Below are 24,515 nucleotides of genomic sequence, written 5' to 3'. Positions count from 1 at the left end.
GCAAGATTCTCACCCACCTGACCGCAACACACACCGTAGCGCTGGCCTGAATGAGCACCCCAGGGCCGAAAAAGAGGTGACCCGGGCATCGAACCCGAGTCACCCCTTTACAACGTCGAACTACCGCTCACACAAAATGCAACAGCCCCCAGAGGGCTTATAACCACGCCACTGCCGGAGGCACTCAGCTCGCGGACAGGATCGAGATAGCGAAGATCAGGCTGTCGCCCTGCTCGATTCCGGCTGCCGGATTGCCGGTCGCGTAACCGTCGGCCGACGTCACCGCTACGGCGACGGTCGAGCCGACGGTCTGTCCGGCGATGGCTTTCTGGAAGCCCGCCACCACGCCGGTCAGTGGGAACTCGACCGGTGCGCCGCGCTCGAAACTGCTGTCGAACGTCGATCCGTCGCGTCCGTTGACGCCCAGGTAGCAGACGGACACGTTCGCGTCGTCGGCGACGATCGGGCCGTCCCCGGCCTTCAGCGTTTTCACCTGCGTCTCGGCGACGCTGAACGGGGCTTCGACGTCGACGGCCGGGGCCGCTGTATCCGTCGATCCGGTGACGGCGATGCTGCCGGTGTCGCCTGCCAGTGTCCACTCCGGGGTGGCCGACGGGTCGGGTGTGCCCGTGGGGCAGCTACTCGAAGCCGTCGCATCGGTGGAGGACGTCGCCGAGGACGTCGTCTGCGTCGTCCCGGAATCCGAGTCGGAACTGCATGCACCCGTCAACAGGACGAGTGAGGTGGTGGCGGCCAGGAACAGGGTGCGGGTCGAGGTGAGTTTCACGGGGCCCACGCTACAAGTGGCACACGGGGCCCCGTGTATCCCATCAGATCGCGGAGCGGAACACCTCGGCGACCGGGGTGGACGCGCGGCCGATCAATGCCTGCAGGTCACCGGAATCGGTGTCGAGTTCCCCGCGGGAGATACCGGCATCCGCGCTCGCCAGCATGGTCGCCACGAAATCGGGCAGTCCTGCGCCCTGAAGAATCGAGGCGTACTCCGACTCGGTGACGTCCTTGTAGACGACCGGCTTCCCGGAGATGCCGGCGAGAACGTCCGCGAGTTCGGCATAGGTCAGGCGCTCGTCCCCGCCGAGCTCGTAGATCTTCCCGCCCTGGTTCTCGAGAGTCAGCACAGCCGCGGCAGCGGCGGCGTAATCGGCGCGTGAGGCAGCGGCGATCCTGCCGTTCCCGCCTGCACCAAGCCACACTCCACTGTCGATGGCCTGGCCGAGCGAGCCCAGGTAGTTCTCCCAGTACCAGCCGTTACGCAGAAACACAGCAGGAATCGGCGAGGCCGTCAATCGCTCTTCGGTGGCCTTGTGCTCCGGTGCAAGGCTGATGCCGGAGGTGTCGGCAGCGAGCACGCTCGTGTATGCAACGAGGCCCACTCCGGCTGCCTCGGCGGCGTCGATGACGTTGTTGTGCTGAGCAATTCGCTGGCCGACCTCCGATCCCGAGATCAACAGCACCTTCTCGACACCTGCGAACGCAGACGTCAGCGCGTCGGTGTCGCTGTAGTCGGCCACCCGCACCACCACACCGCGCTCGGCGAGTGCGGCCGCCTTGTCGGCGTTGCGTACGACGGCGACGATGTCGGCAGGCGCGACGCCGCGATCGATGAGTGCGGCGACGACGAGCCCGCCGAGATTGCCTGTCGCTCCGGTGATGGCTGTGGTCATGGAAAACGCTCCCGAGGTTGAAGTATCAAGTTCCGTTTCATCATGCACTTACTTTTCGTGCAGTGCAACATCAAAATTTAGCGCTGCCGGTACGGCCTGCGCTAACATGGAGAAATGTCCGAGGCCGTCGAATCTCTCGAAGCATCCGTCTTCGCACGGGAATGCGGGTCACGGCAGACGCTGCAGAACGCGACGAGCAGGTGGGGAGTGCTCGTCCTGGCGGCCCTCACCGAAAGCGACTACCGATTCAATGCCCTGCGCCGACGCGTCGACGGCGTCAGCGAGCGAATGTTGGCACAGACGCTGCAGACCCTCGAACGCGACGGCCTCATCGTGCGCACCGTGCTCGAGACCATCCCGCCCAAGGTCGAATACAGCCTCACCCCGCTCGGACGTGAGGTCGGATCACGGTTGACCGACCTCATCGAACTGATCGAGGGCTCGATGCCTGCCGTACTCGAAGCACGCGCCGAGCACGACGCCCGCTAGTCAGCTGAGGGGCGTCACCAGACACCATTCGTTGCCCTCGGGGTCGAGTAGCACCTGGAACGACCCGGCCGCAGTGGTGTGCCGGTCCCCCACCGCCGTCGCACCCAGACCCACTGCCTGCTCGACGGCAACGTCGATGCTGGGAACGTCCACGTCGAGATGAAGTCGATTCTTGCCGGACTTACTCTCAGGCACTCGCTGGAACGCCATCCGGGTGAACCCGGGAACATCGACGAAATGCCACGAGTCGTCGCGCACGACAGGCCGACCACCGAGCACACCCGCCCAGAATCGGGCCAGCACAGCCGGTTCCGTGCAGTCGAATACGACCTCGTCGATACGTCCGATCATGGAGCCATCGTAAGCACCAAGGGTGGGGGAACGCTGTTTACCGTGCTGTGATCATACCGAGATGTACTCGTGACCATGCGGATCTCTGAGCGCGTCGCTACAGGGTAACACTCGAGGAAGGTCGTCGGGGCGCACGAGCATGTCGATCCGGCAACCGCAGGAGCGCGGCACGCCCGGTGCCTGCGCCAGATCTTGGAGGCATCGACCATGTTCCACACCAAGAGAATTCTCGGCGGAGCGGCGGCATTCGGATTCGCCTGTACTTTCGCGACCCTGGTGCCCGGCACGGCCTCGGCCGCACCGGTCGCCTGCACCACAGCACCCGGAGGGGCCGACGTCGCCGCGCTCGTCGGAGGTTCACAGTGCGACAGCTCCGCAGACGGCGCAAGTGCCGCAGCAGGAGTCGGCCTCGAGGGATGGGGCTCGGCGGAGGCGATGAACAACGCGGCGGCACTGGCCCTCGGTCTCAACGGCGGAACTGCCGTCAGCAACGCCGGTTTCGGCGGCGCGCCTGCTGCGATCGCCTTCGGTCCCGGTGCCATCGCACAGAACACCGCGGCCGGCCTCGGACTGTCGATCGCCGTGGCTGCGCCGGGCTCGACGATCACCCTCACCCCCGAGGGTGCCGTCTGCAACGGTGCCGGCTTCGCCGGAAGCTTCACCACCCTGCAGGGCTGCATCGGCTGATGGCCGTCGTCGTCGGGGTGAAACACGACTTGCGCAGGCCATATCAGTGCCGCCGGGCCCAGGTTGATCTACAGTCTCACTGACTACAGTCTCGGTACGCGAGCCGGTGACGGCCCGCTGAACAAGGAGTTCGACGGCAATGATGTCCTACCTGCTCTACGACGTTCTGCTCCCCCAACTCGGCCACGATGTCGCGTCGTATTGGGCACACCTTCTGGTCATCGCCCCGATCTGACATTCGGATCCGGTGCTCACGAAAAATCCCCGCTCGGCCGCGTAGGCCGGGCGGGGATGATTCGTATGGGGTGACCGAAGATCAGACAGGCTCGGGCAGCAGCCGCGTCAACACATCCGACAGCGTGACAACGCCGATCGTGCGCGCACCGTCACCCGCCTCGGCCGACGGTTCGACCACCAGCGCCAGATGATGTCGGGTCTCGCGCATCGACTGCAGGGCGACGTAGACCGGTGTCGTCCGATCCAGCGTGTAGGCCGGGCGGGTGATCTCGGCGAGATACTCCGGCTCGGTCAACGTATCCCTCACGTGCACAACACCTTTCACTACGTCGTCGTCACTGACGAGGATGCGCAGATGGCCGCTGATCCGGGACGCCTCCCGCACGTCGTCGATCGACGCTGATGACGGTACCGACGTCGGCGCGCCACTTCCGGCCACCAGGTCACCGACGGTGAGATCCTGCAATTCCAATGCCCCGGATATCTGTGCCTGGTAACTCGCGTCCAGGGCTCCCACGTTGACCGAGTGCTCGACGAGCTGACGCAGGTCGTCTGCGTTCTGCCCGGTGCCGACGGTGTCGGCCGGCTCGACGCCCACCTTGCGTAGGCACCAGTTCGCCATGTTGTTCAGGGCCGTCAGCACCGGACGCGTGAGAAACATGAACGCGCGCATGGGGATTGCGAGCATCGTTGCCGACTTCTCCGGATGTGCGATGGCCCAGGACTTCGGAGCCATCTCGCCGACGACCAAGTGCAGGAACGTGACGATGATCAGGGCCAGGACGAAGCCGAGGACGTCCGCGAACCAGTAGGGCAGGCCGATGCTCTCGAACAGCGGCGTGAGCCAGTAGTGCACCGCAGGCTTGGTGGTCGCGCCGAGCGCGAGGGTGCAGACGGTGATACCGAGCTGCGATCCGGCGAGCAGCACCGTCAATTCCGAGGAGCTGCGCAGAGCAGCCCGCGCCGCCCGCGAGTTGGGGGCAGCATCCTCGAGGCGATGCCGTTTGGCCGCAAGAAGTGCGAACTCCACGGCAACGAAGAAGGCGCTCGCAGCGATCAGACCGATGGTGACGGCCAGAAAGACCCAGAGGTTGCTCATCGGTGCGCTCCTGCAGTATCGGACTCGGCCGAATTCTCGTCGTGCTCGGTTGTCCGCTCGTCGATGGTGAGGGTCAGTAGTGACGGCACGTGACTGTCGATCTCCTGCACCTCGATCGTGACGAATCGAATCGGCGACTCGTCGTCGTTGGCGAGGTCCGCGTTGTCCGGCGGCAGATCGACCTCGATACGGGTCCCGATGTCGGGTAGCGAACCATGATGGGCGATGGCGAATCCCGCGATGGTCTCGTAGTCACCGTCGGGGAGGTCGACGCCGATGGCGCGCTCGACCTCGTCGACGTGCACCTCCCCTGCCATCGTCCAGCTGCCGTCGTCGGCGCTGACCGGGCTCGGGTCGAGTACGCCGTCGTCGTGCTCGTCGGTGATCTCGCCGACGAGCTCTTCGGCCAGGTCCTCGATGGTGATCACTCCGGTGAGACCACCGTATTCGTCGATGACACAAGCCAATTGGTTCCGTGTCGCCCGCAGCTCGCGCATCGCGTCGGGCAGGCTCTGCATCTCGGGAAGGATCAGCGCATCGCGGGTGAGGTCTGCGATGGGGGTCGAATCCGGCGCGGTGGAGGCCAACACGTCGTGCAGATGCACCACGCCCACGATTCCGTCGTCCTCGTCGAGCACGGGGTATCGAGAATGCTCTTGGCCCATCAGTGTTTTCACCTCACCGAGGGTGTCGGTGTCGCGGACCGTCGCCGCACGCGAACGCGGGATCATGGCGTGTTCGACGTTGCGCGTAGGGAAGTCGAGAATGCGATCGAGCAGCGTCGACAGCTCGTCGGGCAGATCCCCGGTCTCCCGCGAATCCGACACGATGTGCTCGAGGTCGCGTGGGCTCGCCGAATGTTCCACATCGTGCACCGGCTCGATCTTGAGTGCTTTGAGCAACAGGTTCGACGACTGGTCGAAAATGGTGATGAGCCAACCGAAGAGCTTGAGATAGATGGTCGTCGACAGCGAGAGCCATCGAGCCACGGGCTCGGGGCGGGCGATGGCGAAGTTCTTCGGAAACAGTTCACCGAAGAGCATCTGTACGAACGTCGCGAACGTGATCGCCAGAACGGCACCGAGGCCGACACCGACTGCTGTCGGAACACCGACGCCGCCCAGTATCGCTCCGAACGACTGCCCGATCAGCGGTTCGGCGACGTAGCCGACAAGCAGGCCGGTGACCGTGATACCCAGCTGTGCACCCGAGAGCATGAACGAGGTCCGCTTGGTGACGGTCAGCGTGCGAGCTGCGACGGCGTCGCCGGCCTCGGCACGCGCCTTGAGCCGGGACCGGTCGACGGTCATGTACGCGAATTCCTGCGCAACGAAGTAACCGGTTGCGACGGTGATGAGAAAAACGACGAGCAGGCCGAGCAGAAGAGTGAGCAGAACGCTCATTCGCCGGACACCGCCTCGCACGTAGTAGCTGTAGTGCGGGGAGCCGTGTCCGGCCCGGGTTTATCGCTGTCCATGATTCCTCGAGGTCGAGTGGTGGGATATTTGTCCGATACTACCGGGTCACGGCGCTTTCACGACGAGGACGGGGACCGGGCTGTCCAACAGAACGCGCTGCACCGTGCTGCCCATCAGGAATTTGCCGACCGCCGATCTGCGCTTGGACCCGATGACGAGCATCCCCGCACCGACGTCGGCGACGAGATCGACCAGTGCGCCGGCCGGGTCGCCGCCATCCGGTTCGACGCGCACAGTCGTCGCAGTTCCGGGGAGAGTCCGCTCCACCTCGGCCTGCGCCGCGCTACGGTCTTCCGCCGATACGGAATCGCGGTCCACCACGGACAATACGATCAGCTCGGTCCGACGCAGCTCTGCCTCTGCGGCACCGCGTCGCAACGCTTCCTGGCCCTCGGGGGTGTTGCTCATCGCTACTGCCACTGCGCTCGCTAATGACACGGTCTCTCCCGTTGCTCGAATCCACCGAAGATCGACCTCGATGTTGTGAACTGGACTAATCAGACAAACTGTATCTAACCTGACGCTGTGACACACCACACGAAAGGTCTCTGATGGCGATATCGCCCACCCTGCTACGAACGGCCGGAGCCCTGGTGGTGGTGGGAGCAGTCACCGTCGCCGGGATCGACGCCGCTCGCAGTGCCAGCGGCTCCGACGCCCGAGCCAAATTGACACTGATAGCACCTGCTGCCGCCGGCGGTGGCTGGGACCTGGTCGCGCGCGAGTCGCAGCAGGCGCTGCGCAGCGACGGCATCGTCAACAACGCGCAGGTGGTCAACGTTCCAGGGGCCGGCGGCACCATCGGCCTGAGCCAACTCGAGAACCTCAGCGGTCAGCCCACCACGGTGATGATCACCGGCACCGTCATGCTCGGCGGCATCGCGATCAACAACTCCGACACCACCTTGGCCGACACCGTGCCGATCGCCAAGCTCGCCGAGGACTTCGAGGTCTTCGTCGTTCCCAAGGACTCGCCGATCCAGAACCTCGACGACATGATCGAGGCGTGGCGGGCCAATCCCGGCGGGCTTCCGATCGGCGGCGGCTCCCTCGGCGGAATCGACCACATCGTCGCGGGCCAATTGGCACAGGAAGCCGACATCGACCCCGCCGCAATCAATTACATCGCCTACTCCGGCGGCGGTGAGGTACTCACGTCGCTGCTGTCCAACACCGTCGGCGTCGCGGTCAGTGGATTCAACGACTTCCGGGACCAGATCGAAGCCGGCAACGTGCGTGCCCTAGCCGTGGCCGCGCCCGAGCCGCTCGAAGGATTCGACGTGGACACGTTCATCGAACAGGGCTACAACGTCGACCTCGTGAACTGGCGCGGAATCGTTGCGCCGCCCGGGATTTCGGACGAGGACCGGCAGACGCTCGTCGACATCGTCACCGAGATGGTCGAGACCGAGCAATGGGCGACGGCCGTCGAACGAAACCGCTGGAAGGAATCGGTCGTCACAGGAGACGAATTCGGGGAATTCCTCGAGGTCGAGCAGGCACGTATCACCGGAATTCTGGAAGAGCTGGGGCTGGTATGACAACGACGACTCCCGACACCGCAACCTCCCGCTCCTTCTGGACGGGCCGTAGCGGCCTGATCGTTCCGGCACTGCTCGTCGCACTGGGCGCATTCCTGGTCTACGGGACCATCACGATGGATGTGCCTCCCACCGCCACCTCCCCTGGCCCGCAGGTCTTTCCGGCCATCGTCGCCGGCGGTTGCTTCGTGGTCGCCGTGTTGGTCACCATCCAACTCATGGTCAAGCCCGACGTCGTCGATCGCGGCGTCGACGACGACGGCGTGCCGCACACCGGCACCGTCAGCAACTGGCGAACCCTGTCGATCACCGTCGGATCGGTGGCAGTGTTCATCGCTCTCCTCGACCCGCTCGGCTGGGTTCTCGCCGGTGCCATCCTCTTCTGGGGTGTCTCGGTCGGATTGGGTGGTCGCCGTTACGTGTTCGACGCGGCCGTCGCGCTGCTGGTCTCGAGCGCCGTCCAGATCGCATTCTCCGCGGGCCTCGGCCTGACCTTGCCCGGCGGCGTTCTCGCCCAGATCTTCTGACGGAGCTGAATTTTCGATGGATTCATTGAGCAATCTTCTCGACGGGTTCGGCACTGCGCTGACTCCGATGAACCTGGTGTGGGTGTTCGTAGGCGCACTGCTCGGCACCGCCGTGGGCGTGCTACCCGGACTCGGTTCTGCCATGGCGGTGGCGCTTCTGCTGCCGGTCACGTTCACTCTCGACCCCACCGCGGCGCTGATCATGTTCGCGGGTGTCTACTTCGGCGGCCTGTTCGGCGATTCCATCTCCGGCATCCTGATGAACACCCCCGGCAACAGCACCGCCATCGCCGGAACGTTCGAGGGCCACCGGATGGCCAAGAACGGCAGAGCCCCACAAGCTTTGGCCACCTCGGCCATCGGCGCGTTCATCGGCGGCATCGTCGCGACGACCCTGGTGGTGTTCTTCGCCCCGACGCTCGCATCGTTGGCGACCAACTTCGGTCCGGCCGAGTACCTCGCGCTGGCAGTGTTCGCCTTCATCGCTACCTCCGCGGTGGTCTCCGACTCCGCTCTCAAGGGATTGACCGCACTGCTGATCGGTCTCACCCTGGCCGTGATCGGCATCGACGGTCCGTCGGGCGCGTCCCGATTCACCTTCGAAGTACCTGCCCTGTTCGACGGCATTCACATCGTCGTAATCACGGTCGCGATGCTCGCACTCGGTGAGGTCATCCACATCGCTTCGAAGATCGGCCGCCCCGAGGACCGGTTGTTGATCAAATCGCAGGGCCGCCCCTGGCTGAGCAAGGCCGAGTTCCGCGAAGCACTCCCGGCCTGGCTACGCGGGACGGCATTCGGTGTGCCGTTCGGCGTCATACCAGCAGGCGGCGCTGAGGTGCCGAGCTTCCTGGCGTACGGCACCGAGCGTCGGCTCGATCGTAAACGCGAGAAGCCGATGTTCGGCAAAGGTGCCATTCGTGGTGTGGCAGGACCCGAGGCGGCCGGAAACTCCACGGCCGGTACGGCCATGGGAGCGCTACTGGCGTTGGGTCTACCGACGTCCGCCACGGCGGCGATCATGCTCGCAGCGTTCCAGCAGTACGGTATGCAACCCGGACCGCTCCTGTTCGAGCGCAGTGGAGACATCGTCTGGGCCCTGCTGGCCAGCCTCTTCCTGGCGATGATCGTGCTGCTGATCCTCAACCTGCCGTTCGCACCACTGTGGGCGCAGCTGCTGAAGATCCCGAAGAACTACCTGTACGCGGGTATCTCGGTGTTCGCCGCCCTCGGCGTTTATGCGTCCAGTGCGTCGATCGTGGATCTGATCTTCATGCTCGGGCTCGGCATCGTCGGATTCATGATGCGGCGCTACGACATTCCGCTCGCACCGGTGTTGATCGCCGTGATCCTCGGCCCACTCGCCGAGGAATCACTTCGACGCGCGCTGGCCGTCAGCGAGGGCGACCCGTCGATTCTGGTCAGTAGCGGCATCACAATCGTGCTCTACGCACTGATGATCATCGCCGTGGTGTTCTCGATCGTCAGCAAGATCCGCGCCCGCAAGACCGCCGACTTCTGAGTGCCCTCCGCGCAGTGGTGTGGCTCTGTTCTCGGGTCGTTCCGCAGGCTCCACTCCTGCGCGCCCGCAGGCGCATAACCACACCACTGCGAAGCACTCAGTGCTGCAGAGCCGGGTAATCCGTGTAGCCCTTGGCACCGTCGGTGTAGAACGTGCTCTGGTCCGGCTCGTTCAGCGGCAGATCCTCACGCCAGCGGTACGCGAGATCGGGGTTGGCGATTGCCGGACGTCCGACCACGACGGCGTCGCCGACGTTGTCGTCGAGCAGCGACAGCGCTTCGTCGCGAGTGGTGATCTCACCGAAGCCGCTGTTGACGAGCACAGCTCCGCCGAACGCCTGCCGCAGATCCTGTACCAGCTCGCCCGACGGATCCTTGTGCAGCACACTGAGGTACGCCAGACCCAACGGCGCGAGCCGCTCGACCAGCGCGCGGTAGGTGGCACGCACGTCGTCGGAGTCCGTCTCGAGCGCATCCTGAATGTTGTGCTCAGGCGAGATGCGGATGCCGACCTTGCCGGCTCCGAGCGCCGCGGCCACGGCCTCGACCACCTCGGCCACGAACCGCGCCCGGTTCTCCGGCGAACCGCCGTACTTGTCGTCACGCTGGTTCGAGGCGGGCGAAAGGAACTCGTGCAACAGGTAACCGTTGGCACCGTGAACCTCGACGCCGTCCATACCGGCAGCGACCGCATTCTTCGAGGCCTGTACGAAATCGGCAATCACCGAGGGCAGTTCGTCCTCCCGCAGTGCACGCGGGGTGGGGTACGCCTTCTTTCCCTCGTACGTGTGAGTCTCGCCGTCGATGGCGATGGCACTGGGGCCGACGACCTCACGGCCACCCGTCGTCGCCTCGTGGGTCACGCGCCCGGCATGCATCACCTGAGCGAAGATCAGCCCGCCGTCGGCATGCACTGCGTCGGCCACATTGCGCCAACCCTCGATCTGCTCGTCGGTCACCAGACCGGGCTGACCGGGGAAGCCCTGGCCCGCATGGCTCGGGTAGGTGCCTTCACTGACGATGAGACCGAGGGACGCCCGCTGCTTGTAGTGCTCGACCACCAGCGGACCCGGCACTCCGTCACGTCCTGAGCGCACCCGCGTCAGCGGAGCCATCACCAACCGGTTGTCGAGCTTCAGGTCACCGAGCGTCAACGGGGAAAACAACTTCATGGTTCTCTATCTCCTTATGAGTGCGTGCACAGTACTTGCCACTGATCACTCGAACGACCGAGATCCATGAAGCTATTCCGATCCGAGACATTGCTCACTCACAGGATGTACAGCATCTCCTGGTACGTCGGCAGCGGCCAGAGATCGTCGGCCACCATTGCCTCGAGGGTGTCGGCCGCAGAACGGACAGCCGCCATCGCAGGCAACAGTTCGTCCTTGGCGTGGGTGGCCTCGGCCAGAGCGTCGCCGCCCGGATTCGCTTCGAGGGCGGTCTTCAACGTCGCCAACGCTGCGCGCAGCTCCGACAGTGGAGCCGAGACTGCGTGCAGCGCAGTCATGTCCACGTCGTCGACGCCCGCGCCCTTGAGCGCACTGACGTTCTGCGCCAATTCCGTCTGGTAGCGCAGTGCAGCGGGAAGGATCGATGTCTGACCCATTTCCAGCGTCAACCGCGCTTCGACGAACACCGTCAACGCGTACTGCTCGAGCCCGATTTCGTAGCGCGAGTGCATCTCTCGGTGGTTGAACACCTTGTACTTCTCGAACAGTTCCATCGCCGACTCGGAAATCAACTCCGGCAACGCGTCGAGCGTCGTACGCAGGTTCGGTAGGCCGCGTGCCTGGGCCTCGATCTGCCAGTTGTCGGAGTAGCCGTCGCCGTTGAACACCACCGCGCCGTGTTCGGTGATGATCTCGGTCAGCAGATTCTGCACGGCGGTGTCGAAATCGGTGCCGTCGGCGACGGCCGCTTCGAGGTTGGTCGCCATGTAGTCGAGCGCCTCGGCCATGATCGTGTTGATCGTGACCATCGGGCCGTTGACGGTCTGCATCGAACCGGGGGCGCGGAACTCGAACCTGTTGCCGGTGAAGGCGAACGGGCTGGTTCGGTTGCGGTCGCCGGGATCGGTCGGCAGTACGGGCAGGGTGTCGGCACCGATCATCATGGTGCCCTTGCCTTTCGAGGATGTGGCTGCGCCCTTGGCGATCTGGTCGAACACGTCGGCGAGCTGATCGCCGAGGAAGATCGAGATGATCGCGGGCGGAGCCTCGTTGGCACCGAGGCGGTGATCGTTGGTCGCCGACGCCACCGATGCGCGCAGCAGACCGCCGTACTTGTGCACCGCGCGGATGACGGCGGCACAGAAGACGAGGAACTGCGCGTTGTCGTGGGGGTTGTCGCCGGGCACCAGCAGCGATCCCAGGTCGGAGTTGCCGAGGGAGAAATTGACGTGCTTGCCGGAGCCGTTGACGCCCTCGAAGGGCTTCTCGTGGAACAGGCACTCCATGCCGTGCTTCTTGGCAATGGTCTTGAACGTCGTCATCAACAGTTGCTGGTGATCGGCCGCGATGTTGCCGCGCTCGAACATCGGCGCGATCTCGAACTGTCCGGGTGCTACCTCGTTGTGCCTGGTCTTGGCAGGAATGCCGAGCTTGAACAGCTCACGCTCGGTGTCCATCATGAAGCCGAGCACGCGCTCGGGGATGGCACCGAAGTAGTGGTCGTCGAATTCCTGACCCTTGGGCGGCTTCGAGCCGAACAGGGTGCGACCTGCATTGAGCAGGTCGGGACGGGCCAGGAAGAAGTGCCGGTCGACGAGGAAGTACTCCTGCTCCGGGCCACAGAACGAGACGATGTTCTCGATGTTCTCGTGTCCGAACAGCTTCAGGATGCGCTCGGCATGTCCGCCCATCGCCTGCTGCGAACGCAACAGCGGCGTCTTGTGGTCGAGGGCCTCACCGGTCATCGAGACGAACACCGTCGGGATACACAGGGTGTTACCGTTCGGGTTCTCGAGGACGTACGCCGGGCTGGTGACGTCCCAGCCTGTGTATCCGCGTGCCTCGAACGTGTTGCGCAGGCCGCCGTTGGGGAAGCTCGACGCGTCGGGCTCGCCCTGAATCAGCGTCTTGCCTGCGAATTCGGCGAGCGCACTGCCGTCACCGACGGGATCGAAGAAGCTGTCGTGCTTCTCGGCCGTCAACCCCGTGAGCGGGTAGAAGACGTGCGCGTAGTGCGTTGCGCCCTTCTCCAGAGCCCAGTCCTTCATCGCCGACGCCACCGCGTCGGCCACCATGGGGTCGAGCTTCTTGCCCTTGTCGATCGTGGCCATCACCGACTTGAAGACCGACTTGGGCAGTCGCTTCTGCATGACGACCTTGCTGAAGACGTTCTCACCGAATATCTCGCCCGGCTTCTCGTCTCCGACGAAGCTGACCGCAGGCGGCACGTACGCCTCGACGTCTTTGATCGCCTGCAGGCGGACGGTATTTCCACTCATGGCTACCCCTTGGCAAGGTGCGCTCCGCACCTGGTGTGTGCGGAGTCCGACTCGGCGACTGTACGAATGCCTCGTGGCGGTGGTGTTTCGTCGCTGTGTCCACTGCAATGCAAAACCGTCCGAAGGCAGGAGTTTCCTTCCCCGCAGACGGGGGTAACTGCGTAGCCAGCGTAATCAACCGGAAAGCGTGGCCCCATGACCGACGAACTGACCGTCCGCCGCGTGATCGACGCTCCTCCCGCCTCCGTCTTCACCGCGCTCGCCAATCCCGAGGTCCAGGCCGCGGTCGACGGCTCGGAAATGCTCCGCGGCGCGATCGATCCGACGCCGCTGAACGCGGTGGGCGACACCTTCGCGATGGATATGTATCAACCGGAACTGGGCGAGTACGTCATGGAGAACACCGTGTTCGTGTTCGAGCAGGACCGACGCATCGGTTGGATTCCCAATCGCCAGGGCATGGAACCCCGTGGCACGCGGTGGTCCTGGGAACTCGAGGAGGTCGCCCACGACAGGACAGCACTGACGCAGGTCTACGACTGGTCCCGCGTCACCGATCCGGAGTTCCGAAAGATGGCCGGCTTTCCGAGGGTGACCGAAGAACAGATCGTCGGCACGATGCGCCGTCTCGCAGAACACCTCGGCGTCACCGTCGAGAACTGATCCATCGAAAGAGAGAACCTCATGGTCGACGTCACCCGAACCTTCACCGCCGCTGTCGCGCTCGACAAGGCCGCGGCATTCCTGCGCGACTTCTCCAATGCGTCGGCGTGGGATCCGGGAACCGAGAGCTGCACCCAGGTCTCCGACGGCCCGGTGGCCGTCGGAACACAGTGGCACAACGTCTCGAAGTTGTTCGGAGTCACCACCGAACTGACGTATACGTTGGTCACCGACGAGCTCGATCACGTCGTGCTCGAGGGGAAGAACAAGACGGCAACCAGCGTCGACGACATCACGCTGACGGCCGAAGGCCCCGCGTCGACCCGGATCGACTACCACGCGCACGTCGAATTCAACGGTGCGGCAAAGGTTGCCGGCCCGTTCCTGAAGGCGGGCTTCGAGGCGAAGGTCGCTCCGGAGACCGTGGAGAAGATGACCGCCGCGCTGGAAAGACTGTGACCTCGGCGCTTCCGAGCTCAGTACCTCGAAGTCACTTTCGTTCCAGCGCAGGCTTTTTCGCGAGGACGGTGAAGTTGTCGGCCGCGGACTCGTGTCGGTCCGGCGCGATGCGTTCGCCGTCGTCGCCGTAGACGGCGATCAGTTCGAGGCCTGCGCCGGCCACCAGAGTGCGGACGTCGTCGAAGGTCGAGAAGTGCATGACGAGTGCGAATTCGTGGGCTTGCAACGGGGCCAGAGCCCACGATCGGTGATCCTCGGCTTTCGACCGATTGACGAGCCAGTTCCGCACACCGCGCACCTGCGCAGACGGATCGAGCAGACGACGTCCGACGGCGACGAGAAGTGCTCGCAGCGAGAACTGTGGCCGAGTCGTCGGTCGCCGTAACTGAAACGGGCTCTCCAGATACGACCGGCCACCTCGGTTGAGCGTCGAGAAGACCACGACGCCTGTCTCGTCGGTCACCCGCGCGAATTCGGCCAGTACGCGGCGGCGTTGCTCGTGGGCCACGGTATCGAGTCCGTTGTTGCTGAAGACGACCAAGCCGAACTCACCGTCCTCGAACGCCGCCAGGTCACGAGCGTCGGCGACGTGCGCAGGCAGATCGGGAAAATTCTTCCGGAAAGCGTCGATCATGTTGGGGGCGTAGTCGATTGCCACGTAGCGGTCGGAAAGCAGTCGCAGCAGCGGCGTGGTGCGGCCGCTCCCCACACCCACGTCCAACACCGGAACCCCGCGGGCCAGGTCTGCGGCGGCGACCAAGGCTGCGGCCTCACCGCGATCGAGAAATCCGTCGGTGGGTCCCATGAATTCCACGTACGTGGCGGCGACCCGAGCATCGTCGAAAACACCCCGGTTGGAGTCGGTGGACAACTCGGACACCTCCCCGTTCACGAGCTGCGGACGTACCGCAACTGCCGACGACCGTACCGACGAATCCTGAGGCGCGCCTGAGGTGCTGCCCCGGCGTCTCGGCACAGGTATGGTCTGGTTCCCCTCGTCCGTGCATCATCGACATATGACGAATTCGTACGACGCGTGGCCCGAACTTCGAGTCGACAGCTGGGCGGACACTCGCGACACGGTGCAACTGTGGACCCAGATAGTCGGCAAGACCCGAATGGCGTTGTCTCCCCCGCTCAACCACTGGTGGGGAGTTGCGCTGTACGTCGACGCGTCGGGCCTGACGACGTCGCTGATGCCACTCGGCGATCGAGGCCTTGAGATTCGCTTCGACTTTCTCGCACACCAGTTGATCCTCGCCACCACCGATGGCGAGCGCCGAACCATGAGGCTCGAGCCTCGAACCGTTGCCGACTTCTACGCCGAGTACACCGATCTGCTCTCCGGGCTCGGCGTGGAGGCTCCGATCGTGGCAGTGCCGGTCGAACTGCCACACGCGACACCGTTCGCCGAGGACGTCGAGCACGCGTCGTACGACGCCGATGCCGTCCAGAAGTTCTGGCGAGCGCTCGTCAGCGCTGATCGGGTGTTCTCGGAGTTTCGAGCCGGCTTCCGCGGCAAATCCAGCCCGGTCCACTTCTTCTGGGGCGCTTTCGATCTCGCTGTCACACGATTCTCCGGAAGGCCTGCACCACAACATCCCGGTGGTGTTCCGAACTGTCCCGACTGGGTGATGCACGAGGCATACAGCGACGAGGTGTCGAGCGCCGGGTTCTGGCCGGGCGGGGCCGCGGAGGGCGCGTTCTACGCGTACGCCTACCCGAACCCGGACGGGTACGACAGTCATCCGGCCGTCACCGCCCCCGCGTACTTCGATCGTGATCTCGGCGAGTACGTACTTCCGTACGAGTCCGTCCGCACCGCCGAGGACCCCGACGCACTTCTGCTCGCCTTTCTCGAGAACACCTACCGCGCTGCCGTCGAGACCGCCCACTGGGACTAGCTCGGGTGGGGCGGTCATCGTTCCCCCCATTCGGGGGTATCCCACGGGTGACCCGGATCACTACCGTTCGTCGCATTCGGTATCGCACATATACCCGATACCCGACAAAAACGGAGGAACCATGACCGCTGTCTCGCCCGAGGATCCGGGCGTCGCCACTCCGACCCCACCGGCGGTGCAGACGAAGACGAGCGTCCGCCGAGTAGCGGTTGCCAGTGGTATCGGCACCACGATCGAGTTCTACGACTTCTTCATCTACGGCACTGCCGCCGCGCTCGTCTTCCCCACGATTTTCTTCCCGGCGCTCGGATCGACCGCGGGCACCGTGGCGTCGTTCGCGACGTTCGCCGTCGCGTTCATCGCCAGGCCCGTCGGTGCGGTGCTGTTCGGCCACTTCGGCGACCGCATCGGTCGTAAGAAGACCCTGATCTCGACCCTGCTGTTGATGGGGGTGTCCACCTTCGCGATCGGTCTACTGCCCGGCGCAGCGACCATCGGAGTCGCAGCCCCGATCATTCTGGTACTGCTCAGATTCGGGCAGGGATTTGCCGTCGGCGGAGAGTGGGCGGGTGCCACGCTGCTCACGGCCGAGTACGCACCGGCCGGCAAGCGTGGGTTCTATGCGATGTTCCCGCAGCTGGGACCCTCGGCCGCGTTCATCTTCTCCAGTGCGACCTTCCTCGCCACCGGCCTGCTGTTCGGCGACACCAACGAGACCTTCCTCAACTACGGGTGGCGAATTCCGTTCCTGCTCAGCGCTGTTCTGGTCCTCATCGGCCTCTACATGCGGTTGGCCATCGAAGAGACTCCGGTCTTTCGAGCCAACAAGCTCGCCGAGGAGCACGCTCCGGCGAACTCGGCACCGACCAAACTGCCGATCTTCGACGCATGGCGCATCCAGAAGCGTGAAATCATCACTGCGGCAGGCGCATTGGCGTCTCTCTTCGCCTTCTTCTACATGGGGACCGCATACCTGACGAGCTACGGCACCAAAACCCTCGGGTTCGACCGCCCGTTCGTGTTGGTCACCGGGATAGGCGCTGCGGTGATCTTCGGTATCGCCATCGCCACCTCGGCAACCTATTCCGATCGCGTCGGCCGACGTCGGGTCATCATGGCGGCGTGCATCGTCGCGGTGCCGTGGTCGATAGCACTGTTCCCCTTGCTGGACTCGGGCTCACCGGTCGCGTTCGTGATCGGCATGTGCGTGACGCTCGCGATCTTCGGTGTTGCGTACGGCCCGACCGGAGCTCTGCTTCCGGAGCTCTTCCAGACCCGATTCCGTTACACCGGAGCAGGTTTGGGCTACAACCTCGCCGGCGTTCTCGGTGGCGCGATTCCGCCGATGCTTGCCGCACCGCTCACGGCCGCGTTCGGCAGTATCTCGATCGGCGTGATGCTGGCTCTGCTGTCGGTGCTGAGTCTGGTCTGCACCAAGAGACTGATCGAGACCAAGGATGTCGACATGGCGTAGGGGCCCACAACCGACACACAAAAGAACCGCGGCCACCCGGAAGTCGGGTGGCCGCGGTTCTTACCAGCTGCCCTGGAACGAGACTCAGTCGTCGCCACGGGGCGGCGGCTGAACGTCGACGCCACCGGAGTTGTGCTCCGGTCCCGCCGCGGGGTGCTCGGCCGGTACGCGACCGCGAGTCTTGGCGGCCTCACTGTCCTTGGTGGCACCCTCGGCGAACTTGCGACGCCAGCTCTCCTCGGGACGGTAGGGGCCCGGCTTCGGCCGAACCTTGCCACCCGGGAAGGCCAATCGCGCGATGGTCCGCTGGACCATGCCCCACTGCTGAAAGAACGGCCCGGTGTTGTAGGGCAATTCGTAGCGCTCGCAGATGTCCTTGATCTTCGGCGCGACGTCCGAGTACCGAGTGCTGGGCATGTCCGGGTACAGGTGGTGTTCCACCTGGTAGCTCAGGTTGCCGCTCATCAGGTGGAACAGCGGTCCGCCGTCGATGTTGGCGGCACCGACGAGCTGGCGAACGTACCATCCGCCGCGGGTCTCGTTCTCCACCTCTTCCTGGCTGAACGTGTATGCCTGGTCCGGGAAGTGACCGCAGAAGATGATCGCGTTCGACCAGACATTGCGAATGATGTTGGCGGTAAAGTTGGCGGCCACCGTCGAGAGGAACGTGCTCTCGACACCACTGACCCGACTGTCCAACAGGGCGGCCGTCCGGCGGTTCTTGCCGAAACGCGCGGATCCCCGCAGCTTGGACGCGAGGCGAGACCTCTTGCTCTCGGGTAGACGACCACCCGAGGCGAGCTGCGCCAGCGCGAATGCCCCGGCACTGATCAGCGGCCAGCCCACGTAGTCCTTGACGAACTGCTTCCGTGCCTTGACGCCGATGCCCTTAAGGTCCTCGACGAGCTCCTTGACGGGCTTCTCTCCGCGACGGATAGCCTCGATGTCGAGATCGTGCAGGGCGACGCCCCACTCGAAGAACGCCATCAGCAGCACGTTGTAGAACGGCTGGGCCAGGTAGACGGGGCTCCACTTCTGACGCGGATCGATACGCATGATCTCGTAGCCGAGATCCTTGTCCTTGCCGCGAATGTTGGTGTACGTGTGGTGCACGTAGTTGTGGGAGTGCTTCCACGAGTTGGCCGTGGACGCGGTGTCCCAGTCCCACACGGAGGAGTGGATCTCCGGATCGTTCATCCAGTCCCACTGGCCGTGCATGACGTTGTGGCCGATCTCCATGTTCTCGAGGATCTTCGCAATGCCGAGGCATGCGGTGCCAGCCAGCCACGCCGGCTTGCTGGTGGAGCCGAGCAACAGCACGCGGCCGGCAACCAGCAGCTGACGCTGGGCTGCGATCACCGAGGTGATGTACTTGCGGTCCTTGTCACCGAGGCTGGAGTACACCTCGTCGTGAATGGCGTCGAACTCCTTGGCGAGTTCGGCGATCGTCTCGTCACTCAGGTGCGCCAGCGGGTTCACCGGCTCATCGGTGTCGGTGACGCGCCTGGTGGTTTCGTCGATAGACATACATTCCCCTGTTCGAATGGAAGATCAGAGTTCGATTTCGATGTCGCCCTCAGCAGTGTTGACACAGATCCGAACCGCTTGCCCCGTAGGTTCGGAGATATCCCCGTTACGTAGGTCACGTAAACGCCCCTTCCTCAGGGTACCTACGCACGTATGGCAGATGCCGATTCGGCAGCCGTACGTCAGATCCAGGCCGGCTTCCTCGCCCGCGGCGAGAATCGTTGTGCCGCCGTCGCACTCGACGTCCTTCTCGCTGTTGACGAAGCGCACGGTTCCGCCCTCACCAGCATCGTCTCCACCGCCGATGACGGGCTGGAAACTCTCGTAATGGAAGCGTTCCGACTCGCCCTGGTCTTTCCAGTACGAGCGCAGATCGTCGAGATGCTCGCCCGGACCAGAGCAGAATGCTTCTCGCTCACGCCAATCCGGGACCAGTTCGTCCAGTTCCGACGCCTTCATTCGACCTTCGTCACTGGTGATGCGTAGCTTCACCGTCAGCCCGTCGTGCTTGGCTTCCAGTTGCTCGAGCGTATCCGCGAACATCAACTGTTCACGGTTGTGCACCGAGTGCACCACGACCACGTCGCGGACCTGGTCGTGATGATCCAGGGATCGCAACATGCTGATGATCGGAGTGATGCCACTACCGGCGCTGATGAACACCATCTTGTCCGGAACCGGACTCGGAATCGTGAACTCGCCCTCGACCTCGCTGAGCCGGACGATATCGCCGGTTCTGATGGTACCCACCAGATACGGCGACACCGTGCCGGACGGCACGAGCTTGGGACTGACGCTGACCAACCCGTCCTCCGGGTCCGGATCGGACGTCAACGAGTACGCCCGCCAGTGATAGCGGCCGTCGATCAACACCCCGAGCCGTACGTACTGGCCCGGCGTGTGACCCTGCCACTCGAAACCGGGACGGATGTACACCGACACGGCCTCGGATCCCTCGGCAACCACACGTTCGACCTTGCCGCGGAGCTCACGAGTGGTCCACAGCGGATTGATCATCGACAGATAGTCGTCGGGCCGGAGCGGATTGAACAACGACCGGACTGCGCGCAGCATCGTCCGTCTCACAAAAGAAACCTGGGGCTTGGCCCCCCGTTCAGCCATACTCAACGGTAACCCCGGGCGGCCTGCCGCGCGCCGGAATTGCTCAGACTCGAATGAGACTGCTACACAACACGAACAGAACCGGGAAATACCGACCGGTCAGCGTGCTCGCGACACTCGGTCTCCCAAGGCGGCACTGACCTTGCCATACCAGCCCAGCGGCCGGGTACCTCGAGTGGGTACATCCGCCAACAACGCCTCGGCTGTTTCCTCGGCATCGATCTTGTTGTCGCCGATGCCACCGGTCGCCCCGCGCTTGGCCCACCCCACCACGTAACACCCGGGCACCGGAGTTCCGTCGGCCGCGGTGACGCGGCCGCCCTCGTTACGGATGGTGCCGGTGATGTCGTCGAACGGGACGCCCGGCGACGGTGTTCCGCGATAACCGATCGCGAGCAGCACCAGCTCCGTCGAGAGAGTGACCGCGTGTTCACCCACTCCCACCTCGATGGACTCCACCGAGCCCTGCCCATGCACAGCAGAAGGTGCCCGCCCGAAGGCGAACACGATGCGACGCCCGTGCGCGCCGGATCCGAGATCGACTCGGGCCGCGCCGGCCAGCGCCGATGCGGGAGCGGACAACGGCAGCCGGTCGATCGCGTCGAAAATTCCGTCCGGTCCCGCCACGACGACGTCGACTCCGGCGCGATCGACGAGCGCCTTGCACTCCGATCGTGTGAATGCCGCGAACTCCGGTCCTCGTCGAGCCAGGACGACCACCTCTCGCACGCGATTGCGACGGAGCTCTGCCAACGCGTGTGGGGCGATCTCGGTTCCGTTCAGAGAATCGGGATCGGCCGTGAGAATGCGCGCGGCGTCGAGGGCGACGTTGCCGTTGCCGATGATGGTGACGCGGTCGACGCCCGTGAGATCGATGGCGTCGGCGGGGACGTCGGGATGCCCGGTGTACCAGCCGACCAGGGTGCGCGCGCTGACCGAATTGTCGAGATCGACACCGGGAATCTCGAGCGCTCGGTCCTTGTCGGCACCGACGGCATAGACGACGGAGTCGAACTTTCGAGCCAACTCGACGTGATCGACGTCCTTGCCCACCTCGATGCCGAGCTTCATCGTCACGCGTGGGTGCGCGAAGATTCCACGAAAGTGCTCGCTGATGCGTCGAGTGCCGAGGTGGTCCGGTGCCACGCCGTAGCGCGCCAGACCGCCTGCGGTCGGCAGCCGGTCGTAGAACGTGATCGTGGTTCCCGGCACGCGCAGCAGGGCTTGCGCGGTGTAGCAGGCCGCCGGACCGGTGCCCACGATGGCGATGCTGACCGGAGGCAGCTCGTTGACCGTCGCCACCGGAAAGCGCGGCTCACCCCACTCCGCAACCGCCGGCTTGTCGCGGTAGTAATCCGCGTTGATCTCGGCGTAGATCTGCTGGTCCGGAGTCAAACGGGACACCCGGGTGATCGCGTCGACCGGGCACGCATCCGCACACGCACCGCAGTCGATGCACGATCGTGGATCGATGTAGAGCAGCTCGGTCTTACCGAAATCCGGCTCGTCGGGGGTCGGATGAATGCAGTTGACCGGGCACACCGACAGGCAGGATGCGTCGTTGCAACAGTTCTGCGTGATCGCGAACGGCATGGGTTATCGGATGTCCTTCACGGCCTCGAACAGTGTTTTCTCGAACAGTGTGGTCAGAGCATGTGCAGACGACGGTAGATCATCTCCGCCGGCTTGGTGATCAAACCGCAGTCGAGAAGAAATGCCATCAGATGCTCGCTCGAGGTGCGCATCATCGTGTGGTGGTGGGCGTTGTTCTTCGCTTCCTTCACCGCACGGTCGACGTCGAGGCCCGCTGCTGCGTAGACCTCCTTGTTGACCATGTTGGACACGATCAGTCGAGCGGCGATCGCGACGACGAGCGCACTGGCCTTGCGGCGAGCCGGACTCTTGCCTTCGATGTCCTCACGCATCTGCGCGCGCGCGAAGGTCATGTGTCGCGATTCCTCGACGACGTGGATCTTGCTGGTGGTGCGCACGAGGGGCAGTACGTTCTCGCCGCGCATCCAGTCGCGCTGCATGACGTCGAGAACTTCTTCGGCGACGAGGATGCCGCCGTAGGCGACCTCGGCGGAGGCCAGGGCCTTGAATCCGCGGCCGAGTTCGATGCTCGACCGGCGCGGCAGGTACGCCTTGATGCCCATCTTCTGGCAGGCCCGAGCGAACATGATCGAGTGACGGCACTCGTCGGCGATCTCGGTGAGCGCGAACTGGAAATCCGAGTTGGACGAGTCCTTGCAGTACTGATCGCGCAACACCATCTGCTGCAGGATCATCTCGAACCAGATGCCGGTGCTCATGATCGAGCAGACCTCGTGGCGAGTGAGCGTGATGCGCTGTTCTTCGCTCATCTCGTCCCACAACTTCGTGCCGTAGAGCGTGCTCCACTCCGGATTGAGACCGTAGAGGGACGGATCGAGATCGGCCTCCCAGTCGACCTCTTCGGCCGGGTCGTACGACAGCTGGGCGGCGGAATCGAGCAAACGTGCGGAAACATCCTCGGGCTCGAGGACATCGTTCCTGGAGAGTGTGCTGGTCATCGCCGTCGTTCCTTTCATCGTCGAACAGGAGTGGTTAGCTGTTACGGAGATTACCAGGTACTTGTCGACACAGATAGTCACTCGGGCAGAATCGCCCGAATTATTTTCGTCGGGGCACCTAGAGTTCGAGCGTGCAGAGAACGAAGAAGCGCCAGTGATCGCAGCACTGAGGTCCGCCCTCGCCCGCACCCCGATGCGCCTCTACGCGGCGGGAATGGTGTCGGCCAACGCCATCGGGGCGGTCATCGTCTTCGTGTTGGCGCGGTTCATCCTGCCGCTGCCGATCGGCTCCGAAGAGATTTTGTCCGACCGCAACTATCTGGCCTTCTTCGTCTATCTGCCGGTCGCAATCGGGCTCGGCATCGCGCTCGGTCTCCATGTGGCGAAGCCGCTCGTGCTGTGGCTGCACACGGGCGGCACACCGTCGGACGAGACCACGATCGCAGTGATCCGGCTACCCCTCCGGCAACTCGGCGTGCACGTTCTGTTGTGGGCGCTCGGTGTTGCGGTGTTCGTCGGCGTCAACGCCTCGGCCGGGGCTGCGCTGTCGATCATCGTGGCCATCGCCGTCAGCTTCGGCGGACTGGCGACCTGCTCGCTGGGCTACCTGGTGGCCGAACGCACCCTGCGGCCGATCACCGCCGCGGTGATGGAAGTCAGCGAGGTCACCGACGCCGCGGCGCTCGGCGTGAAACTGCGCGTCGTCCTGATCTGGATACTGAGCACGGCCATTCCCATCCTGGGGCTCGGGCTGATCGGACTCGGCCGCCTGATCGATACCGTCATACCCCCGGACGTCGACCTGTCCCCCGCGATGGTCTCGCTGTCTGCCATCGCCCTCGTCGTCGGCTTCGACGGCATGTTCCTCGTCGGTCGCTCGGTGTCCGATCCGCTGCATCAGGTGAGCTCTGCCATGCAGCGAGTGGAGGCCGGTGCCACCGATACCCGCGTCGACGTCTACGACGCGTCCGAGATCGGAAGACTGCAGAACGGGTTCAACAAGATGGTCGTCGGTCTCGACGAGCGGGAGCGACTCCGCTCGCTGTTCGGCCGGCACGTGGGCCACGACGTCGCCCAGCGCGCGTTGGCCAGCGCGCCCCGTCTCGGCGGCGAAAACCGAACCGTCGCCGTCCTGTTCATCGACCTGGTCGGCTCCACCGCACTGGCCGAGCGCGAATCCGCCGCGACGGTAGTGGACCTGCTCAATCGATTCTTCGCAGTGGTCGTCGAACACGGCGAGCGCAACGGCGGCTTCGTCAACAAGTTCGAGGGCGATGCCGCCCTGCTGATCTTCGGCGCTCCGGTCGATCATCCCGACCCGGCCACCGCGGCACTACGCACTGCACGCACGCTCGCCGCCGCGCTTCGAGCCGACGGCGGATTCGAGATCGGTATCGGCGTCACGTACGGGCCGGTGATCGCCGGCAACATCGGGGCCGAGTCCCGTTTCGAGTACACCGTCATCGGCGACACGGTGAATCAGGCTGCGCGGCTCACCGATCTCGCAAAAGACGACCCCGACACCGACGTGCTCACATCGTCGACGGTGCTCGAACACGCAACCTCGGACGAGCGGCAACTGTGGGAATCGGGTCGGTCCGTGACCCTTCGCGGGCGATCCGCACCGACGGTTCTGGCGGCTCCGATACTGCGCGGCGAACAGGCGAGCACGCGGTAGAAAATTCGAAGGTTTCCCTTTCGGTGCCGATGGGGCATACCCCCCGAACCAACCCACCCATCGCGCTGGC

The 24,515-nt window shown here is 64.4% G+C and carries 23 protein-coding genes; 10 read left to right on the top strand and 13 right to left on the bottom strand.

Annotated features, from left to right (window positions below):
- Positions 1–184 precede the first annotated feature (184 nt).
- Both CH285_RS10865 and CH285_RS10860 read right to left on the bottom strand, forming a co-directional pair.
- A complete protein-coding gene (locus tag CH285_RS10865; RefSeq protein WP_094621571.1) occupies positions 185–796 on the bottom strand; it encodes an FKBP-type peptidyl-prolyl cis-trans isomerase in 612 nt (203 codons plus the stop codon).
- A gap of 34 nt (positions 797–830) precedes the next feature.
- Positions 831–1,685 carry an SDR family oxidoreductase gene (locus CH285_RS10860; RefSeq protein WP_032369118.1) on the bottom strand — a complete coding sequence of 285 codons (855 nt, stop codon included), beginning with the start codon at positions 1,683–1,685 and terminating at the stop codon, positions 831–833.
- A gap of 114 nt (positions 1,686–1,799) precedes the next feature.
- Between CH285_RS10860 and CH285_RS10855 the strand changes: the two genes are divergently transcribed.
- On the top strand, positions 1,800–2,174 hold the full coding sequence (locus CH285_RS10855) for a winged helix-turn-helix transcriptional regulator (protein WP_027495770.1): 375 nt from the start codon (positions 1,800–1,802) through the stop codon (positions 2,172–2,174).
- Here the strand turns inward: CH285_RS10855 and CH285_RS10850 are convergent, their stop codons facing one another.
- Positions 2,175–2,525 (bottom strand): VOC family protein, encoded by a 351-nt coding sequence (locus CH285_RS10850; RefSeq protein ID WP_094643508.1) that lies wholly within the window; start codon positions 2,523–2,525, stop codon positions 2,175–2,177.
- 207 nt (positions 2,526–2,732) lie between these two features.
- Here CH285_RS10850 and CH285_RS10845 point away from each other — a divergent pair, with 207 nt between their 5' ends.
- Complete coding sequence (locus CH285_RS10845; protein ID WP_094643507.1) at positions 2,733–3,212, top strand: DUF6764 family protein; 480 nt, start codon at positions 2,733–2,735, stop codon at positions 3,210–3,212.
- 316 nt (positions 3,213–3,528) lie between these two features.
- Here the strand turns inward: CH285_RS10845 and CH285_RS10840 are convergent, their stop codons facing one another.
- The 3 genes from CH285_RS10840 to CH285_RS10830 all read right to left on the bottom strand — a co-directional run bounded on the left by CH285_RS10840 (position 3,529) and on the right by CH285_RS10830 (position 6,464).
- The gene (locus CH285_RS10840) at positions 3,529–4,548 is read right to left on the bottom strand and encodes a hemolysin family protein (RefSeq protein WP_032369121.1); all 1,020 of its coding nucleotides are present in this window, start codon (positions 4,546–4,548) and stop codon (positions 3,529–3,531) included.
- A complete protein-coding gene (locus tag CH285_RS10835) occupies positions 4,545–5,951 on the bottom strand; it encodes a hemolysin family protein (protein ID WP_032389079.1) in 1,407 nt (468 codons plus the stop codon). Before CH285_RS10835 ends, CH285_RS10840 begins: the two co-directional genes overlap by 4 nt.
- A 120-nt stretch (positions 5,952–6,071) precedes the next feature.
- Entirely contained in the window at positions 6,072–6,464 is a 393-nt protein-coding gene (locus tag CH285_RS10830) for a universal stress protein (RefSeq protein ID WP_027495765.1), read from the bottom strand.
- Positions 6,465–6,577: 113 nt separating this feature from the next.
- On the opposite strand from CH285_RS10830, the gene CH285_RS10825 reads away from it, so the two are divergent.
- The 3 genes from CH285_RS10825 to CH285_RS10815 are packed head-to-tail and all read left to right on the top strand — an operon-like array spanning position 6,578 to position 9,616.
- Positions 6,578–7,567, top strand: a complete 990-nt coding sequence (locus CH285_RS10825) for a Bug family tripartite tricarboxylate transporter substrate binding protein (RefSeq protein ID WP_027495764.1) — start codon at positions 6,578–6,580, stop codon at positions 7,565–7,567.
- Complete coding sequence (locus CH285_RS10820; protein ID WP_094643506.1) at positions 7,564–8,094, top strand: tripartite tricarboxylate transporter TctB family protein; 531 nt, start codon at positions 7,564–7,566, stop codon at positions 8,092–8,094. Before CH285_RS10825 ends, CH285_RS10820 begins: the two co-directional genes overlap by 4 nt.
- Before the next feature lie 16 nt (positions 8,095–8,110).
- The gene (locus CH285_RS10815) at positions 8,111–9,616 is read left to right on the top strand and encodes a tripartite tricarboxylate transporter permease (RefSeq protein ID WP_094643505.1); all 1,506 of its coding nucleotides are present in this window, start codon (positions 8,111–8,113) and stop codon (positions 9,614–9,616) included.
- Between the two features lie 97 nt (positions 9,617–9,713).
- Here the strand turns inward: CH285_RS10815 and CH285_RS10810 are convergent, their stop codons facing one another.
- Together CH285_RS10810 and CH285_RS10805 are read right to left on the bottom strand one after the other, a co-directional pair.
- Entirely contained in the window at positions 9,714–10,787 is a 1,074-nt protein-coding gene (locus CH285_RS10810) for an alkene reductase (protein WP_027495761.1), read from the bottom strand.
- A gap of 98 nt (positions 10,788–10,885) precedes the next feature.
- Positions 10,886–13,066 carry a glutamine synthetase III family protein gene (locus tag CH285_RS10805; protein WP_094643504.1) on the bottom strand — a complete coding sequence of 727 codons (2,181 nt, stop codon included), beginning with the start codon at positions 13,064–13,066 and terminating at the stop codon, positions 10,886–10,888.
- A 195-nt stretch (positions 13,067–13,261) separates the two neighbouring features.
- Here CH285_RS10805 and CH285_RS10800 point away from each other — a divergent pair, with 195 nt between their 5' ends.
- Entirely contained in the window at positions 13,262–13,729 is a 468-nt protein-coding gene (locus tag CH285_RS10800; protein ID WP_057473643.1) for an SRPBCC domain-containing protein, read from the top strand.
- Positions 13,730–13,750: 21 nt separating this feature from the next.
- Entirely contained in the window at positions 13,751–14,188 is a 438-nt protein-coding gene (locus tag CH285_RS10795; protein ID WP_032369125.1) for an SRPBCC family protein, read from the top strand.
- Between the two features lie 31 nt (positions 14,189–14,219).
- Here CH285_RS10795 and CH285_RS10790 read toward each other — a convergent pair whose 3' ends face one another.
- Positions 14,220–15,059 carry a class I SAM-dependent methyltransferase gene (locus CH285_RS10790; RefSeq protein WP_094643544.1) on the bottom strand — a complete coding sequence of 280 codons (840 nt, stop codon included), beginning with the start codon at positions 15,057–15,059 and terminating at the stop codon, positions 14,220–14,222.
- A 145-nt stretch (positions 15,060–15,204) separates the two neighbouring features.
- On the opposite strand from CH285_RS10790, the gene CH285_RS10785 reads away from it, so the two are divergent.
- Both CH285_RS10785 and CH285_RS10780 read left to right on the top strand, forming a co-directional pair.
- The gene (locus tag CH285_RS10785) at positions 15,205–16,092 is read left to right on the top strand and encodes a DUF5996 family protein (protein WP_032369126.1); all 888 of its coding nucleotides are present in this window, start codon (positions 15,205–15,207) and stop codon (positions 16,090–16,092) included.
- A gap of 121 nt (positions 16,093–16,213) precedes the next feature.
- Complete coding sequence (locus tag CH285_RS10780; protein WP_027495755.1) at positions 16,214–17,566, top strand: MFS transporter; 1,353 nt, start codon at positions 16,214–16,216, stop codon at positions 17,564–17,566.
- A gap of 84 nt (positions 17,567–17,650) precedes the next feature.
- Here the strand turns inward: CH285_RS10780 and CH285_RS10775 are convergent, their stop codons facing one another.
- The 4 genes from CH285_RS10775 to CH285_RS10760 form a co-directional block, all read right to left on the bottom strand.
- Complete coding sequence (locus CH285_RS10775) at positions 17,651–19,093, bottom strand: fatty acid desaturase family protein (RefSeq protein ID WP_027495754.1); 1,443 nt, start codon at positions 19,091–19,093, stop codon at positions 17,651–17,653.
- Positions 19,094–19,117: 24 nt separating this feature from the next.
- A complete protein-coding gene (locus tag CH285_RS10770; RefSeq protein WP_032369127.1) occupies positions 19,118–20,215 on the bottom strand; it encodes a ferredoxin reductase in 1,098 nt (365 codons plus the stop codon).
- Between the two features lie 99 nt (positions 20,216–20,314).
- Positions 20,315–21,808, bottom strand: coding sequence for an FAD-dependent oxidoreductase (locus tag CH285_RS10765; protein WP_051365042.1), 1,494 nt, complete (start codon positions 21,806–21,808; stop codon positions 20,315–20,317).
- 53 nt (positions 21,809–21,861) lie between these two features.
- Positions 21,862–22,767 carry an AurF N-oxygenase family protein gene (locus tag CH285_RS10760; protein ID WP_027495752.1) on the bottom strand — a complete coding sequence of 302 codons (906 nt, stop codon included), beginning with the start codon at positions 22,765–22,767 and terminating at the stop codon, positions 21,862–21,864.
- Positions 22,768–22,921: 154 nt separating this feature from the next.
- On the opposite strand from CH285_RS10760, the gene CH285_RS10755 reads away from it, so the two are divergent.
- Positions 22,922–24,445, top strand: coding sequence for an adenylate/guanylate cyclase domain-containing protein (locus CH285_RS10755; RefSeq protein ID WP_094643503.1), 1,524 nt, complete (start codon positions 22,922–22,924; stop codon positions 24,443–24,445).
- The last annotated feature ends 70 nt before the right edge of the window (positions 24,446–24,515 follow it).

This window comes from Rhodococcus sp. 05-2256-B1, assembly GCF_002258465.1.
GTDB classification, from domain to species: domain Bacteria; phylum Actinomycetota; class Actinomycetes; order Mycobacteriales; family Mycobacteriaceae; genus Rhodococcoides; species Rhodococcoides fascians.
The sequence above is the reverse complement of the archived record's forward strand: the minus strand, read 5'-3'. Positions and strand labels throughout refer to the sequence as shown.